Genomic DNA, 15,727 nt, shown 5'->3' on the forward strand with positions numbered 1-15,727 from the left:
ATACCCTCGCATTCTACAAACTGCCGCCAATGCGTTCGCCATCAACGCGCGCGGGCCACGGCAGGGTCCGAAGGAAGGATAGCGGCTCAGGCGACCACTTCGGCTTGGCGCCTCTCCCGCCGTGCTGTCAGCCGCTCGCGCGCCCACTCGGCCAGAACGAAGAACACCGCGATCAGTCCCAGGGCCGCCGTGAAGACAAAAACGGGTGCATAGCCCTGGGTCTTGATCGCATCACCGAGCGCCGCACGTCCCAACGACCCCAGCAAAAGGGTCATCGAGGACAGAAGGGCGTACTGGACGGCGCTATAGGTCCGGCTGGTAATCGCGGAGAGATACGCGACGAACGCGGCACCCGCGAGTCCTCCAGCGATGTTCTCGCCGGAAATGGCGATCAGCAGACGGAGAATCCTGGCATCAGGGACGAGTATTGCGAGCCCGGTCAACCGGGCAAAACCGTCGATCCAGACCGCTCCAGAGGCAAGGTCGGCATAGAGCAGATTGGTCAATGCCGCGAGGATCGCCCCGACCATCAATGTCGGCATGCGTCCCAACGTCACGAACATCACCCCGCCCAGCGAGATTCCGGCAATCGTCATCCCCACGCCGAAGATCTTGGAAGCGAACGCAACCTCATCCTTCGAATAATGGAGCGCATCGAGGTAAAAGGGATAGGCGAAAGGTCCCCAGATCGAATCGCACAGGCGATAGCTGAGGATCAGCCCAAGCACGACGATAATTCCCCAGCCCAACCTGCTGGTCAGATCCGACAGCGGCAGGACAAGCGCCGCATAACCATGGCGGACAAGGATCGACCCCGCCTGTGCGTCGCCGCGCGACGTAATCGGACGACGCGCCTTGAGCGCATTCGCGGCGGCAGCGACGATCGTCGGCACGACAATCGTTGCAATGATGATCCAAGGCCCGACATAGCGCGTGAAGTCGAGGACATTGGGAGCCCCAGGCGCACCGGCCGGGGTCACGAGCGCGCGGACCATGAAGTCCCCGATCGTCCAGATCGCCCATGCCCAGCCGAGGCCGACGACACTCAGGGCGATCAGGCGTGTACGCGGGTCCGCCATTGCCGCATCCTGCGCGCCCTCACCCGTTATCGCTTCCGGGCGTGGCGTATCGGGAGCGAGGAAGGTCACCGCCATGGCGACCAGCATCAGGCATCCCATGATCGTGTAAACAGCCGGCCAGCTGATCCGGCTGGCCAGCACCAGGGCGAGCGCACCTCCGACGAGCGCCGCGATACGATACCCGATCTGCCAGATCGACGACAGGACGCCGACGGTCGCGACCTCATCCGCAACATCGATGCGCCAGGCGTCGATCGCGACATCCTGCGTCGCGGAAGCGAAGGCGGCGAGCACGGCAACCAGGGCAAAGGTGCCGATCGCGGCGACAGGGCTGGTTGCGGCCAACAGGAAAAATGCCGCGACGATCATCAACTGGCACAGCAAGATCCAGCTCCGTCGCCGCCCCAGCCGTTCCAGCCCGGGCAGCGGCAATCGGTCGACGAGCGGCGACCACAGAAATTTGAAGGCGTAGGCCAAGCCCATCCAGGAGAGGATCCCGATGGTTGCAAGGTCAACCCGCGCATCCGCCAGCCAGGCGTTGAGCGTCCCGAGCAGGAGGCTGAAGGGAAGGCCGGAAGCGAAGCCGAATACCAGCATGACGCCGGTTTTCCGATTGCGTAGCGCCATGGTCAGCAGCGCCAGTCCAGCTGGCTGTTTGGTATTTTCCGTCACTCGGCGCCCCCGCGCTCCTGTCATTGGCCTTGCGGCATTCGTTTAACCGTGCGGCGCTGACGCTAGAAGCTTCTGGCGCCAAAGCCTAGACGCGATACTCTTCGCGGATGCCTCAACGGGCTAAACGTCGGTTTTCTAAGGGATTGCCCGGTACGGCGAACACGCGAGGAGAATTGGAAATCATTCGGGCTTATGCAAAACGGATTGCCCGACTGGAGTGTTCGTGATGCATGTGCCGTTGGAACGCCTGAATGGTCAGCCGCTCGCGCCCGCCGAGTCCAGCCGTTGGCCCCGCTCGCTGGGGTTCCTGTTTGCGGTCGCCCTGTCATTGGTGATGTGGGCGATCATTCTGGGGTTGATCCTGTTCGCCTGAAGATGGAGTTCAGCCGGGCAAGAACAATGTGAACGTGGGCGGCAGCCTTGAAACCGTCTCACCCGACCGAACGCGACGAATGATCTCGATCGCTTCGACCAGATCACGCTGCGGATAGGGTTTTGTCAGGCAACCTGCGGCCATTCGATGTGCGGCTTCGGGTAGATTTCCGGTAACGAACAACACTTCGATCGCGTTTTCCCGCGCCGCCTCGGCAACGGCGAGTCCCGTACCGTCGGCCAACCCGATATCCACGAGCACAAGATCAATGCCGTCGTCCGCCTCGATCGCAGCCAATGCGGTCGCTACCGAATCGACCGTTGCGGCGATCGAGTATCCTTCGGTCACCAGAAAGTGTTCGGTGTCAAACGCAATCAGCGGTTCATCCTCGACAATCAGGATGCGCGCCGCTCGTGCTTTGCGCCTCGCGAACAGCTTCATCGGTCCTCCCCGTTCCAAACGCCCGCCGCGTTCAACGAGAAAAGCACGAGTTCGGCCGCATTAATTTTTGATCGATGCGACAAAGCGGCTATATCGCCGCGGTGAACGCCACCACTACCCGCAAAACCACCCGCGAGCCCCAGCGCATCGCGAAATTGCTCGCGCGTGCGGGCATTGCCTCACGCCGTGAAATCGAACGCATGATTGCCGAAGGTCGTATCGCGATCGACGGCAAGCTGGTCGATACACCCGCGACCCTGCTTACCTCGCTTCGCGGCGTGACGGTCGACGGCAATCCCGTCGCGGCGCCTGCGCCCGCGCGCCTTTTCCTTTTCCACAAGCCCGCGGGCGTGCTGACCACCGAACGAGACCCCAAGGGCCGGCGGACGATCTATGACGTGCTGCCTGACGATCTTCCCCGCCTCGTTCCCGTCGGCCGTCTCGACCTCAACACCGAGGGGCTGCTGTTGATGACGACCGATGGGGAACTCAAGCGTCAGCTTGAGCTTCCGGCGACCGGCATCGAACGCAGCTATCGCGCCCGCGCCTTTGGACCGGTCACGCAGGACGCGCTCGAATCGCTTAGCGAAGGTGTCGAGATCGAGGGCATCCGCTATGGCTCGATCGACGCCAATCTGGAACGCCGCACGGGTGCCAACAGCTGGATCGAACTCACGCTTACCGAAGGCAAGAACCGCGAGGTCCGGCGCGTGCTCGAATATCTGGGCCTTGAGGTCAGCCGTCTGATCCGCACCCGTTACGGCCCGTTCGTCCTTGCCGACTTGCCGTCCGGTGCCATTGGCGAGGTTCGCCAGCACGATCTGGTGGCCTTTCGGAAGACGCTGAAGCTGCCGGCGACAGCGCGACGCTATGATCCCGTGATGGTCCGCCCCACTCCCGCAGCGGAAGCTCCCCAGGCCACGGCTGAGGAAGTTGTCGCGAAGCCCGCACGCGCGACGCCGCGCGGAGCGCCTCGCAAGACGTCTGCCGACGGAGTCCAGAAGCCGGCGCGCGCCGCACGTGCCCGCGCGCATCGCGAGGCACGCGCGGACGAGGCAGGTGTGGCGCCCGCCGCTGGACCTCGTCGGACTCTGTCGTCGCGCCCGCGCAGTGACGCTGCGCTGGCCGAGGGGGCTGCGAGAGCCGATCGTTCCCGTGCGGGGGGACGCAAGACAACCGGCGCCAGCTCTGCCGCCTCGAGCAGGGAGCGTAGCCCGGTCAGCTCGCCGCGTTCAGATCGTCCGATGCGTGGACCGCCCGGGGCCCCTGCCAAACCACGGGGACCGCGCCCACCGCGGGGACCGCGCGCATGAGGATTATCGCCGGACAGTGGCGCGGACGTCCGCTCATCGCACCCAAGACCGATGCGACCCGCCCCACCGCAGATCGCACCCGCGAAGCCTTGTTCTCGATGCTGACCAGCCGCATTGGCAGCTTCGAAGGATTGGCCGTCGCCGACCTGTTCGCCGGATCGGGGGCGCTTGGCCTCGAGGCATTGTCGCGTGGGGCGGACTCCTGCCTGTTCGTCGAGCAGGACCGGGCCGCGCTGGACGCAATACGGGCCAATATTGCCAAACTCGGCGCACGCGGCACCGACGTCCGTGCGACCTCAGTGCTCGCGCTAGGGCCTGCGCATAAGCCGCTCGACCTGGTGATGATGGACCCGCCCTATGGCAGCGGTGCGGGTGCGGTCGCGCTGGACAAGCTTGCACGGCTTGGCTGGATCGGTGCGAATACGTGGGTCAGCATCGAAACCGCACGTGACGAAGCGGTTTCGGTAAGCGGCTTTGCGTCGGAGGCCGACCGCGTGCATGGCAAGGCACGGCTGATCCTCCTGCGCGCGATCGCCGACTGACGCGATCAACCGCGCGGGCGATGAAGGGCGGTGGCAGCAAGTCCTACCAGGCTGAGCAGCCCCGCTCCCGCCAGATAAACGCCGACCAGCCCCAGTCCGCCCCTTTGGACGAGCGTTTCAGCAATCAGCGGCGTCAGCCCGCCGCCGATGATCCCCCCGATGTTGAAGGTGACTGAAACGCCGGTGTAGCGGACCCTCGGCGGAAACAGACTGGGCAGCCAGCCGCCGAGCGGGCCGTATACAAAGCCCATCGTGAACAGTGCGAAGGCCAGCCAGACGAAGACGCGCGTTTCAGCGCCGGGCACGAGCAGCACCGGCATCGCAGCGCCCACAGCGACGGTGACGATACAGCCGAGGGCAAGGACACGTTCGGCAGTGCCCCGGTCCGCACCATAGCTGGCCAGACCGATTCCTGCCGCCATGAACAGGATGGCGCCAAGTTCCAGCCCGAGAAATGCCTCGCGCCCAAAGCCCAGCGTCTTCGTTGCATGACCGATGATGAACACCGTCGCAACATAGAAGAGCGCAAAGCACGCCACGGTTCCGATCGTCCCTGCAAAGGTGGGTAGCCAGTGCAGCCGCAGCAGTTCTCCGATCGGTACTCGCGGGGGCGGCGACGCGCGATTGGCTTCGATAAACGCCGGGGTCTCGGTCAGCTTGATCCGCACCCACAGCCCCAGGGCGACAAGCGCCGCCGAAGCAAGGAACGGCAGGCGCCATCCCCATTCGCGAAACTGCGTCTCGTTCAGCACCGCACCGAGAAACAGGAAGAAACCGTTGGCAAAGATGAATCCCACGGGAGCCCCTAGCGGCGGGAAGCTGCCATATCGATAGGTCCAGCCCGGGGGCGCGTTTTCCACTGCCAGCAGCGACGCTCCGCCCCATTCGCCGCCCAGCCCAAGCCCTTGCCCGAAGCGCAGGAGGCAAAGAAGCAACGGCGCCACCCACCCGATCATCGCATAACTCGGCAGAAACGCGATCAATACGGTTGATAGCCCCATGAGCATCAGCGAGGCGACCAGCGTCGACTTGCGTCCCAACCGGTCGCCAAAATGACCGAAGACGAGCCCGCCCAGCGGTCGCGCGAAAAAGGCGACGCTGAAACTGGCATAGGACAACATCTGCCGAATCGCAGGGTCGCTTGCCGGAAAAAACAACGTTGGGAACACGAGCGCGGCCGCCGTCGCATAGATATAGAAATCATAGAATTCGACCGACGTGCCAACCAGGCTGGCGAACAGAATTCGCCGGTGCGACGCGGATTTGGTTCCGTTCAAGCTCGTCTCCCCTCTGCCACCATTTATGGCAGATCGGGCATTCCGGCGCCACGGCGTTCATCGAACCGTCAGTTTCGGTTGCGTAGCAAGGCAGCATCCCATCCGAACCGGCAGCAAAGGGAGACGGTCGATGCAGGATCAGCAATCAGCAGGGCGTCGCTTCGTGACCGGCAGCCTTTTCGCGCTTCTGGCAGGTTTTCTGGTTTCGCTGGGCAACCCGGTGGATGCGCTCAAGAGCCAGTTGCGGCACGATACACACCAGATGCAGACCGACCTGAAACTAGCGGCGCGTACGCTTGAGCGCCTCTATTCGGATTCGATCCGCGCCTGATCGCCATGACAAAGGGGGCGCGGCACCGCCACGCCCCCTTTGCGGAAAAACCGGCAGGTGCTGCGTTCACAGCCCCAGCGTGCGCGTCACCATGAGCATCAGCCAGTAGAGCCCGCCGGACAACAGCATGGCTGCGGGCAGCGTCAACAGCCAGGCGGCGGCAAGCTGCATGATCGTCCGCGTCTGGACACCGGCACCGTTGGCGACGGAAGCACCCGCCACGCCCGACGACAGGATATGGGTCGTCGAAACCGGCAATCCGAAACGATCGGCGGCAAGGATCGTCCCGGCCGCGACCAGTTCGGCAGAAGCGCCCATGCCGTAAGTCAGATGCTGTTTGCCGATGCGCTCGCCGACGGTGATGACGATCCGCTTCCAGCCGATCATCGTTCCCAATCCCAGGGCGATCGCGACCACGATCTTGACCCACAGCGGAATGTATCGGGTGCCTGCTTCGAGCCCTTCCTGATAGGTCTTGATGGCCGCGGTCTGGGTGGCGTCGAACGTCCCGGGCTTCTTTGTCGCGAGCCGGATCGTATCCAGAACCAGATACATGTCGTTCCGGACGTTCGAGGTCGCTTCCGCAGGGACCGCGCTCAGCGAACCAAAGCTCTCGACCCGGGCGGTCAGATCGCGCGAAAGCACTCCCAGTGCCGAAAAGACCACCGCCTTTTCCGCCTTGCGATCCTGTAGTGCGGTCGTCAGCGTTGCCCGTGCCTGTGCGACCGGCATCGCCGATACCGCCTTGTCCGCTTTGGTCTCGAAGGCGGCGGTCGCGACGTTCGCGGCCTGAACATATGCCGGCGTCGAACTCGCCGGGATCGTGCGATTAAGCGCATAGGCGGTCGGGGCACAACCGATCAGGATGAGCATGATAAGACCCATACCCTTCTGCCCGTCATTCGAGCCATGGCTGAACGACACTGCGGTGCAGGTAAAGATCAGCAGCGCGCGGATGCCGTGCGGCGGGGCCTTTTCTCCCTCGGGCGCCTTGTACAGCTCAGGACGGTTTACCAGCAGCCGCATGGCCAGCAGCAGCAGCAGCGCCGCGCCGAATCCGATCAGCGGCGCCATCCATAGCCCGGTCAAAACCTTCTGCGCCTGGCTCCAATCGACACCGGCCGTGCCGCCGCGCGACCCCGCTTGAATCAGCTGATTCGCGAGCCCGACACCCAGCACCGAACCGATCAGCGTGTGGCTGGAACTGTTCGGCAGCCCCACATACCAGGTACCGAGGTTCCACAGCACGGCGGCGACGAGCAACGCGAAGATCATTGCAAACCCTGCCGACGATCCGACGTTCAGGATCAGATCGACCGGCAGCAGCGTGATGATCGAATACGCAACAGCTCCCGAGGAGAACATCACGCCGAGGAAGTTGAAGAAGCCCGACCATACGACGGCAAGATGCGCCGGCATCGAGTTGGTGTAGATCACCGTCGCAACGGCATTCGCCGTATCGTGGAAGCCGTTCACGAACTCAAAGCCGAGCGCGATCAGCAGCGCCAGCCCGAGAAAGGCAAAAACGCCCATGGCGAGCTGCTCGCCGACCCCCCGCGTATCGGTGAGGACGCTCCAGCCAGCAAAGGCCAGCCCTCCGACCAGAATGGCCGCGAAGAGGAACTTCGCGAGCGGGTGGGTTTTATAATCGAAACGGGGACTTCGGGGCTGTTCTGCCGACGGAGCCTGATCGAGTGCAAGCGTTGCCATGATGGGGGCGCCTTGGGGTGGGTCTGTTACAGCGATATGACAATCAGGTCGTGGGTCGACGCTAACGCTTGGCGCAGACGACCGAATTGATACGGGTCACCTTGCCGTTAGCGTCCTTCTCCTCGATCCGGCTCGGGACGCAGCCGTCCTGACGGCCCGAACCGGGTCCGCTGCGCCAGGCGACGAACGCCACAAGCACCGCAACGGCCAACGCAATCGCGAGCCGCGCCTTCCGATTCCGGGGAGTCATGGCGGCCGCTTAGCTCGTTTTTCAGGGAAAGTGAACCGGTCGGTTCAGAAGCTGACCTGTGCAAAGATGCGCGGACCGGAAGGCGATCCGCGTCCGGCGAAGCGCCACAACCATGCCGCACCGATTTCGACCGGCGTACCGGCAATCGCAAAGCTGCTGCTGGGACCGATATAGTGCTGTGGCGCAGGGGCGCCGGAGGCCGTTCCCGCGATGCGGGCGAGCCGGCCGGAAACCTCGCCGCCCAGCCAGACGTTCTTGCCCACCGACCGCAGCGCCGACATGGCGTAAGCAATGCCGGTTCCGCGCGCGCCACGGTCGCCCGCGTTCCGAAGCGCGATGTTCGCCATCACCCACCAGCGCGGGCGCCGTCGATCGACGATCGCGCGGGCCTCGAGAACATCGAGTTGACCATCCCGATCGACTCCGGCGGAAAACTCCATGCTAAGTCCTGCCGGCCCCTTTTCGGGATCGGAGAAGCGGAGCAACAGCTTTGCCGCTGCCGAGTCGAACTCGCGCCCGTCAAGGTCGACCTCACCCCCGACGATCAGCAGATCGCTCAAACCGCGCGCGAGTTCAAAAGCATGGCCGTCGCCGCCCGAACGAACCAATGTGTATTGCGCCTGCCACTCGCCGGCCCCCGGCTCCACCTGTTCCAGATCTTCGATCTGCGCGTGCGCGGAAGGTACGCCAAGGAATGACAGACCGGCCATCAGGCACGCCGCAGCGATAGCCCCCTTCCCCGCCGCTCTGTTCCGCATTTCAGCGCGCCGTGGCCAACATGGCAGCCGGTCGCTCGGCAACGCGCCGGCCCGCCTGTCCACCCGAGGCAGGGGCAACAGGTGCGCCGCCGGTCCGAAATGCGCGCGCGCGGTCGGACAGCGACTCGCTCTCGTGATGGAGGTGACGCGCCGCTGCCGACGTCTCCTCGACCATTGCCGCGTTTTGTTGGGTCGAATGATCCATCGCCGCAATGGCACTGCTGATCTCGGAGATCGCGCTCGACTGGGCACGGTTGTCAGCCGCCATCGCATCCACGAGCCCATGCACCTCCCGAACCTCGTCGAGTACGCGATCGAACGATCCGTCGACCTTTTCGACGCAGGCGACTGCCGAATGGACCTCAACCTGGGCCGCATCGAGTTGCTCATGCGCCCGAGCGGCCTCTTCCTCAGAGCGCATGGCGAGGGCCGACACAAGGTCGGCAACCACCGCAAAACCGCGTCCAGCCTCGCCGGCACGCCCCGCCTCGACGGCCGCATTCATTGCGAGCACGCGCGTCTGGAAGGCGATCTTGTCGAGCGCCTCGATCACGCTGTCGATGCCCTTGGCACTTTCAGAGACGCGTTCCATGGCAGAGACCGCACTCATCGCCAGCGACTTGCCGTCATCGGCGACCTCGATCGCATCGTTCGCACGCGCCACGGTACGTTCGGCGGCGCTCGCGCTTGCTCGAAGGCGCTGGTCGATCTGCGTCAGCGCCGCAGAGGTCTCCTCCAGGCTCGCGGCATTGCTTTCGGTACGGCGAGCGAGATCGTCCGACGCCGCGGAAATCTCCATTGCGCCGGTGCGAATGCCCTCGGCACTGTCGACGACACTCGCGATCAGTCCGCGAAGGGCCTGCAGCGCATCATTGTAGTTGGTCCGCAGTGCTTCGTAGGCGGGCGGGAAAACTTCGCGGATCTCCGCCGTCAGGTCGCCCTGACGCATCGCCGACAGCCCGGCACCGATGCTCTCGGTGACGCGCGCCTGCTCTGCGGCGTGACGCGCATCCGCAACCGCGCGATCCGCCGCAGCCTGGCGAAAAACGTCGGCGGCACGCGCCAGGGTGCCAATTTCGTCGGCTCGGTCGAGCGACGGGATCGCACGGTCTTCGCCGTGTGCAAGTCGGTCGACTGCATCCGCGAGCACCTGCATCGGGCGTCCGACGAGACGACGCACAGCAAAGAGGATCGCGACCACCAGTCCGATCGTCACCACGATCGCACAGGCGATGAGGTTCCATTTGAGCGCAACGGCCGGCGCCGAGATCGCTGCCGCCGGGATTTCCGAAATCAGCGCCCAGCGCGCCTTCACCTGCCCCAGTTCAACGGGCTGAACGAACCGGATCCACTGGACACCCGACGCGTCCGTCACCGTAAACGACTGCGGTCGTCCGGTATCGATGACCTGCCGGACCACGTCCTTGCCGATGTCGGAATATGGCTTCATCCGCTTCGCGGCGTCCGGATTGACCAGCCAGTTTCCTGCGCCGGACACGAGCAGCAGCCGACCGACACCGAAAGGTTGAACTTTCGACAACCGCGACGTCATTTCGTCGAGCGCCATGTCCATGCCGGCAACCCCCACGATGCGCCCTGCGTGCCGCACGGGGTGCACCACCGACATCATGACATAGGTCTTGCCATAGACGTCATAGGCATACGGTTCGACGAGCGCCGGTCGCCCCTGATCGTGCGCCTGCTTGTAATAGTCGGCATTGTAATCGGCGTCATTGGCGACCGGATCGAGCGTAACCTTGCCGCCCGGGCGCAACCACCATGGCGCGAAGTTGCCCTTCGGCGACGATCCCGGCTGGCCCCGATGATCGGCATCGAGACCGATGCTGTCGCGCTCGGCCATATGCCAGACGCCGAACTCGATCGGCGTGATGTTGAGGTAGCTGCGCAGTTCACGCACGATGTCCGCCCGCGAAACGCCGCGGTCATAGCTGTTCGAAACTGCGGTCGCGACGGACTGCGCCGCACTGCCGATCTCCGCCACGTTCCGGGCGACGCTTTCGGCGTGAACGCGCGCATCGGCAAAGGCCCCCTCGGTCGACAGTCGACTCACGGCGCCTTGGGTGGCCGCAACGACGATCGAAAAACCGATGGTGAGCAGCAACAGGACTGCCGCTGCGGAAACGGTAAGCAGCTTGCCCGCGATTGGAAGCCGCTGAAAAGCGTTGCTGATCGCGGAAGGGCTGATGGCCGCCATAAGGTTCTTCTTTCCCTTGGTCGAGAATTAGGGGTCGGATGGTGGAGCGCCTCGCGAGGCGGCGACTCAAAAGGTCAGGCGTGCGCTTGCCAGCAGTGTCGGCTTCGCGATGCCGAGCCGGGGTACGTCGGTATCGATATAGTTGAGCCCGAACTTCACATGCTTGAGCGTGACCGTCGCTCCCAGCGACCAGTCGAGATATTCGCCGTTGGGCGCCCAGGCGCCGGCCGATCGCCCCAGATGGGCATTGAGCGCCACCCGGCTCTTCGGCACCGCATATTGCACGTCAAGCCCGAGGTTGAAGTTCTCACGGTGCGAGAGCGACGTCTGCCTCGGCGCATAATAGGCACTGGCGGTCGCTGTGACCGGCCCGATCACTTCGGAGTAGCGGATATAGGTTTCCGCATAGTCGATCGGCGGCGCAGAGGCCGCACGGCGCGGATAGGTGTAATATGCCAACCCGACATCGAGCGCCCCCGTCTTGCTCAGGGCGTGCGTCCAGCCGCCGGTAAAGTCGAGTTCGACTGTCCCCAGCGCATCGGTTTTCGGCAGAGACGAAACGAAGACGTTGGCGTAAAGCCCGCTTTTATGACTGATCGTCACCTGCGGCTGAACGGCTGCCTTGCGATCGGTATAGGACAGACCGCGAAACCGGTAGTCGCTGACAACCGCGACCTCGCCGCTCACAGTCAGACCGGGAGCAATCGTCTGCTGTGCGTGTGCCGCCCCGCTCCAAAAACCCACAGCACCAGCAAGAACCGCAGGAATCCAGTAGTTTTTCATTATAATTTTCTCGCCCGAGACGATCCCCTCTAGCCCAATTATAGGAAGCGAAGCCGCAACGTTGCCGAAACACATCGGAAAACTTGCCCAAGCCGACGACCCGGATACGCCGTTCGGTAGACGCGGGGCGCCTTGCCGTCGCGCGCGATGTTCCCTAGCTGTTCGCGCATGAACATGCCCGCCTCCGAACCCGAACCTCCCTACCTGCGCGGTCTCAACCCCGAACAGCGCGAGGCCGTGCTGACAACCGAGGGGCCGGTGCTCGTTCTTGCCGGAGCAGGCACCGGCAAGACGGCGGCGCTGACCGCCCGCCTCGCCCACCTGCTATGGACGCGGCGCGCCTACCCCAGCGAAATCCTCTCGGTGACCTTTACCAACAAGGCTGCTCGCGAGATGAAGGAACGCGTCGCCCGACATGTGGGCGATGCGGTCGAAGGGATGCCTTGGCTGGGAACTTTCCACGCCATCGGCGCGAAGATGCTTCGCCGCCACGCCGAACTGGTCGGTTTACAGTCGAACTTCACCATCCTCGATACCGACGACCAGCTGCGCTTGCTCAAGCAGCTCATCCTCGCCGCCGGTCTCGATGAGAAGCGCTGGCCCGCCCGCCAGCTCGCCGGATTGATCGACGGCTGGAAGAACCGCGGACTCACGCCTGCCGATCTGGATGCTGGCGAGTCCGAGCATTTTGCCAATGGTCGCGGCCAGGCAATGTATGCCGCCTATAAGGACCGGCTACGCGCGCTCAATGCATGCGACTTCGGCGACCTGCTGTTGCACACGCTCACCATCCTCAAGGCCGACCGCGAGGTGCTGGCACTTTATCAGCGGCGCTTCCGCTACATCATGGTCGACGAATATCAGGACACCAATTCGGTTCAGTATCTCTGGCTTCGCCTGCTGGCGCAGGAGCGCAAGAATATCTGCTGCGTCGGCGATGACGATCAGTCGATCTACAGTTGGCGCGGTGCGCAGGTTGAAAACATCCTAAAGTTCGAACGTGATTTCCCGGGGGCGAAGGTCATCCGCCTCGAGCAGAATTATCGGTCAACGCCGCATATCCTCGGCGCCGCTTCAGGGGTCATCGCCAACAATGGCGGACGGCTGGGGAAAACGCTTTGGACCGAAAAGGACGCGGGCGAAAAGGTTCGGGTGATCGGCGTGTGGGACGGCCCCGAAGAGGCCCGCCGCGTCGGTGACGAGATCGAGACGCTGCAGCATCGCGGGTTGAGCCTCGACCAGATGGCGATCCTGGTCCGGGCACAGCACCAGACACGCGAATTCGAAGACCGCTTCATCGCCATCGGCATGCCCTATCGGATCATCGGCGGCTTCCGTTTCTATGAACGTCAGGAAATCCGGGATGCGCTCGCCTATTTGCGCGTCGTTGCCCAGCCGTCGGACGACCTTGCCTTTGAACGCATCGTTAATGTCCCAAAGCGGGGCTTGGGTGACAAGGCGCTGGCCAAGGTGCATCAGTTCGCCCGTGCCCACGGCCTGCCCCTGACGGTCGCGGCCGCGCGGATCCTCGATACCGATGAACTGACCCCGCAGGCCCGCCGCGCACTCGGCAACCTGATCGGCGACCTCGCGCGGTGGCGCTCGCAGGGCGACGTCCTCCAGCACCCGGACCTTGCCCGCCAGATCCTCGACGAGAGCGGCTATACCGCGATGTGGCAGGCGGACCGCACCGCCGAGGCGGCAGGACGACTCGAAAACCTCAACGAGTTGGTTCGGGCGATGGAGGAATATGAGAGCCTGACCGCATTTCTGGAGCATGTCAGCCTTGTGATGGACAATGAGGCTGCGGCCGACGAGGCAAAGGTCACGATCATGACGATCCACGCCGCCAAGGGACTCGAGTTCGACACCGTGTTCCTCGCGGGATGGGAAGAAGGCTTGTTTCCGTCGCAGCGCGCGCTGGACGAAGGCGGGTTGGCGAGCCTGGAAGAAGAGCGCCGGCTGGCCTATGTCGCGATCACGCGCGCGAGAAGGTTGGCGGTAATCCTCCACGCGGCCAACCGTCGAATCTACGGGCAGTGGAACTCGTCGCTGCCGAGCCGCTTTGTCGGCGAATTGCCCCCTGAGCATGTGGAAAGCGAGACGACGATGAGCGGCGGCGCCAGCCTGTGGCGCGCCAACTGGTCCGAACGTGCCGATCCGTTTGCCGATCACGCTCGCGGGACCGGACGCGGGCCGGGGTGGCAGCGCGCGGCGGGAACCGGATCGACCTTCACGCGCGAGCCGACACGTATCGTCGAAGCCCGCGCCAGCGCCGTCAGCTTTGCCGCAAAGCCTCGCGCCGATCTAGCGGTCGGCGCCCGCATATTCCACCAGAAGTTCGGTTACGGCACGATTGCGGAGGTCGACGGGAACAAACTCGAGATCGATTTCGAACAGGCCGGACGCAAACGTGTGATCGACAGCTTCGTCAATCCTGCCTGAGCGATTGCAAGGCATGGAACCCGCCGCGGCTTCGGGTACTGTGCAGGGGGTGAATGCTCCCCTACCGATGTCTCGCTTGCCGATGGCTCGCCGGTTTCAGGCAATCGCGGCGCTTTCGTTCGGCACCGCGCTGGTGGTGATCGATGGCGCGATCGCCACCGTGGCACTTCCCACGATCGCACGTGATCTACAGGTCGATGGGTCGGCCGCGGTTGCGGTGGTGACGATCTACCAGCTCATGCTGGTCATGCTGCTGCTCCCCTTTTCCGGGCTCGGCGACCGCGTCGGGCTGCGACGCATGTATCAGACGGGGCAGCTGGTCTTTACCGTCGCCACCATATTGTGCTTCTTCGCCCGAAGCCTGCCGTTCCTGCTGATCGTGCGCGCTGCACAGGCCGCAGGTGCCGCCGCGACGCTCAGCGTTTCGTCGGCCCTGCTACGGCGTGTCTATCCCCCCGAACAGCTCGGACGCGGGCTCGGGATCAACTCGGTCGTGGTTTCGAGTTCGGCCGCCCTCGCGCCGACGCTGGGCGGGCTCGTCCTCGCCGTCGCGCCATGGCCTTGGGTGTTCGCATCGGCCGTACCGTTCGCGATCCTGAGCCTCGCTCTCGGACGGGCACTTCCGGAAGCGCGGCCCTCCGCGCATCCATTCGATCTGAGCGGTGCGTTGCTGTGTGCAGCGATGTTCGGACTGGTGATCGGCGGGCTCGAAAGCGGCGTTCATGGCGACAGTCCCGTCGTCTCCGCCGCCGTGGTTGCTGCCGGCATCGTGATCGGCGTCCTGTTCGTCCGGCGCGAACGTGGCAATGCCAGGCCGATCCTGCCGGTCGATCTGCTTGGGCGCCCGGTGCTGGCCCTGTCGACGATCGGTGCCTTCACGGCCTTTATCGCGACGATGACGACGCTGCTGAGCATGCCCTTTCGCCTTCAGCACGGCTATGGCTTCTCGCCATCCGAGGTCGGTGCCGTCCTTGCACCCTGGCCGCTCACCACGATGATCGTCGCGCCGCTCGCCGGAACATTGTCGGATCGTTATCCGGCCGGTGCACTCGGCGGGATCGGCATGGCGGTCGCCTTCGCGGGCCTGATCGCGCTGGCCTTTCTTCCGATGCATCCCGGCTGGTTCGACATTGCGTGGCGAATGTCGCTCACGGGCGCGGGTTTCGGCCTCTTCCTGTCACCGAACGCCCGGCTCATCATCGGGTCCGCGCCCATCGAACGCGCTGCGGCAGCCGGGGGCCTGATATCGACCACGCGCATGGTAGGCCAGACAATGGGCGCAACGCTGGTCGCCGCGCTGCTCGCGCTGGGGATGGGGGCAGATCGCACTCCCGCCTTCGTTGCCGCCGCGCTGGCTTTCGTCGCCGGCCTGTGCAGCTTGGCGCGCCTGAACCCCGCGATCCGCAACCCTCGCGCGGCGGAGACCGAGGCTGTTCGTCCGGCGCAGACCCCGTGATCGTCGCAAGCCATCGCAAAGCTTGGAAGCGCCAAAGCAAAGGTCCATTGCGGCGCCGCACCAAAGCGATCAATAGCGACCG

14 protein-coding genes are annotated in these 15,727 nt (G+C 64.3%); 6 read left to right on the forward strand and 8 right to left on the reverse strand.

The window, feature by feature from the left end; genetic code table 11:
• Positions 1-86 precede the first annotated feature (86 nt).
• Positions 87-1,751, reverse strand: a complete 1,665-nt coding sequence (locus ACT3CF_RS09820) for an AmpG family muropeptide MFS transporter (protein ID WP_478422291.1) — start codon at positions 1,749-1,751, stop codon at positions 87-89.
• 238 nt (positions 1,752-1,989) lie between these two features.
• Between ACT3CF_RS09820 and ACT3CF_RS09825 the strand changes: the two genes are divergently transcribed.
• Positions 1,990-2,124, forward strand: coding sequence for a hypothetical protein (locus ACT3CF_RS09825; RefSeq protein ID WP_478422293.1), 135 nt, complete (start codon positions 1,990-1,992; stop codon positions 2,122-2,124).
• A 9-nt stretch (positions 2,125-2,133) separates the two neighbouring features.
• Here ACT3CF_RS09825 and ACT3CF_RS09830 read toward each other — a convergent pair whose 3' ends face one another.
• A complete protein-coding gene (locus ACT3CF_RS09830) occupies positions 2,134-2,565 on the reverse strand; it encodes a response regulator (protein ID WP_478422295.1) in 432 nt (143 codons plus the stop codon).
• Between the two features lie 200 nt (positions 2,566-2,765).
• On the opposite strand from ACT3CF_RS09830, the gene ACT3CF_RS09835 reads away from it, so the two are divergent.
• Positions 2,766-3,878 carry a pseudouridine synthase gene (locus ACT3CF_RS09835; protein ID WP_478422811.1) on the forward strand — a complete coding sequence of 371 codons (1,113 nt, stop codon included), beginning with the start codon at positions 2,766-2,768 and terminating at the stop codon, positions 3,876-3,878.
• Positions 3,875-4,420 carry a 16S rRNA (guanine(966)-N(2))-methyltransferase RsmD gene (gene rsmD, locus ACT3CF_RS09840; protein ID WP_478422297.1) on the forward strand — a complete coding sequence of 182 codons (546 nt, stop codon included), beginning with the start codon at positions 3,875-3,877 and terminating at the stop codon, positions 4,418-4,420. Before ACT3CF_RS09835 ends, rsmD begins: the two co-directional genes overlap by 4 nt.
• Before the next feature lie 5 nt (positions 4,421-4,425).
• Here the strand turns inward: rsmD and ACT3CF_RS09845 are convergent, their stop codons facing one another.
• A complete protein-coding gene (locus tag ACT3CF_RS09845; RefSeq protein WP_478422299.1) occupies positions 4,426-5,697 on the reverse strand; it encodes an MFS transporter in 1,272 nt (423 codons plus the stop codon).
• 130 nt (positions 5,698-5,827) lie between these two features.
• Here ACT3CF_RS09845 and ACT3CF_RS09850 point away from each other — a divergent pair, with 130 nt between their 5' ends.
• Positions 5,828-6,028 (forward strand): hypothetical protein, encoded by a 201-nt coding sequence (locus ACT3CF_RS09850; protein WP_478422301.1) that lies wholly within the window; start codon positions 5,828-5,830, stop codon positions 6,026-6,028.
• A 66-nt stretch (positions 6,029-6,094) separates the two neighbouring features.
• On the opposite strand, the gene ACT3CF_RS09855 is transcribed toward ACT3CF_RS09850, so the two are convergent.
• From ACT3CF_RS09855 to ACT3CF_RS09875, 5 genes are all read right to left on the reverse strand, one after another.
• Positions 6,095-7,738 (reverse strand): inorganic phosphate transporter, encoded by a 1,644-nt coding sequence (locus ACT3CF_RS09855; RefSeq protein WP_478422302.1) that lies wholly within the window; start codon positions 7,736-7,738, stop codon positions 6,095-6,097.
• 61 nt (positions 7,739-7,799) lie between these two features.
• Positions 7,800-7,988: a hypothetical protein gene (locus tag ACT3CF_RS09860; protein WP_478422304.1), complete on the reverse strand. Its 189-nt coding sequence runs from the start codon at positions 7,986-7,988 to the stop codon at positions 7,800-7,802.
• Positions 7,989-8,032: 44 nt separating this feature from the next.
• Positions 8,033-8,788, reverse strand: coding sequence for a hypothetical protein (locus tag ACT3CF_RS09865; RefSeq protein WP_478422306.1), 756 nt, complete (start codon positions 8,786-8,788; stop codon positions 8,033-8,035).
• Positions 8,748-10,961: a methyl-accepting chemotaxis protein gene (locus ACT3CF_RS09870; RefSeq protein ID WP_478422308.1), complete on the reverse strand. Its 2,214-nt coding sequence runs from the start codon at positions 10,959-10,961 to the stop codon at positions 8,748-8,750. Before ACT3CF_RS09870 ends, ACT3CF_RS09865 begins: the two co-directional genes overlap by 41 nt.
• Before the next feature lie 66 nt (positions 10,962-11,027).
• The gene (locus ACT3CF_RS09875) at positions 11,028-11,744 is read right to left on the reverse strand and encodes a TorF family putative porin (RefSeq protein WP_478422310.1); all 717 of its coding nucleotides are present in this window, start codon (positions 11,742-11,744) and stop codon (positions 11,028-11,030) included.
• Positions 11,745-11,912: 168 nt separating this feature from the next.
• Here ACT3CF_RS09875 and ACT3CF_RS09880 point away from each other — a divergent pair, with 168 nt between their 5' ends.
• Positions 11,913-14,189 (forward strand): ATP-dependent helicase, encoded by a 2,277-nt coding sequence (locus tag ACT3CF_RS09880; protein WP_478422813.1) that lies wholly within the window; start codon positions 11,913-11,915, stop codon positions 14,187-14,189.
• A gap of 67 nt (positions 14,190-14,256) precedes the next feature.
• The gene (locus ACT3CF_RS09885; protein ID WP_478422815.1) at positions 14,257-15,645 is read left to right on the forward strand and encodes an MFS transporter; all 1,389 of its coding nucleotides are present in this window, start codon (positions 14,257-14,259) and stop codon (positions 15,643-15,645) included.
• Positions 15,646-15,727: the final 82 nt, after the last annotated feature.

The sequence above is a fragment of the Sphingomonas chlorellae genome (assembly GCF_056485145.1).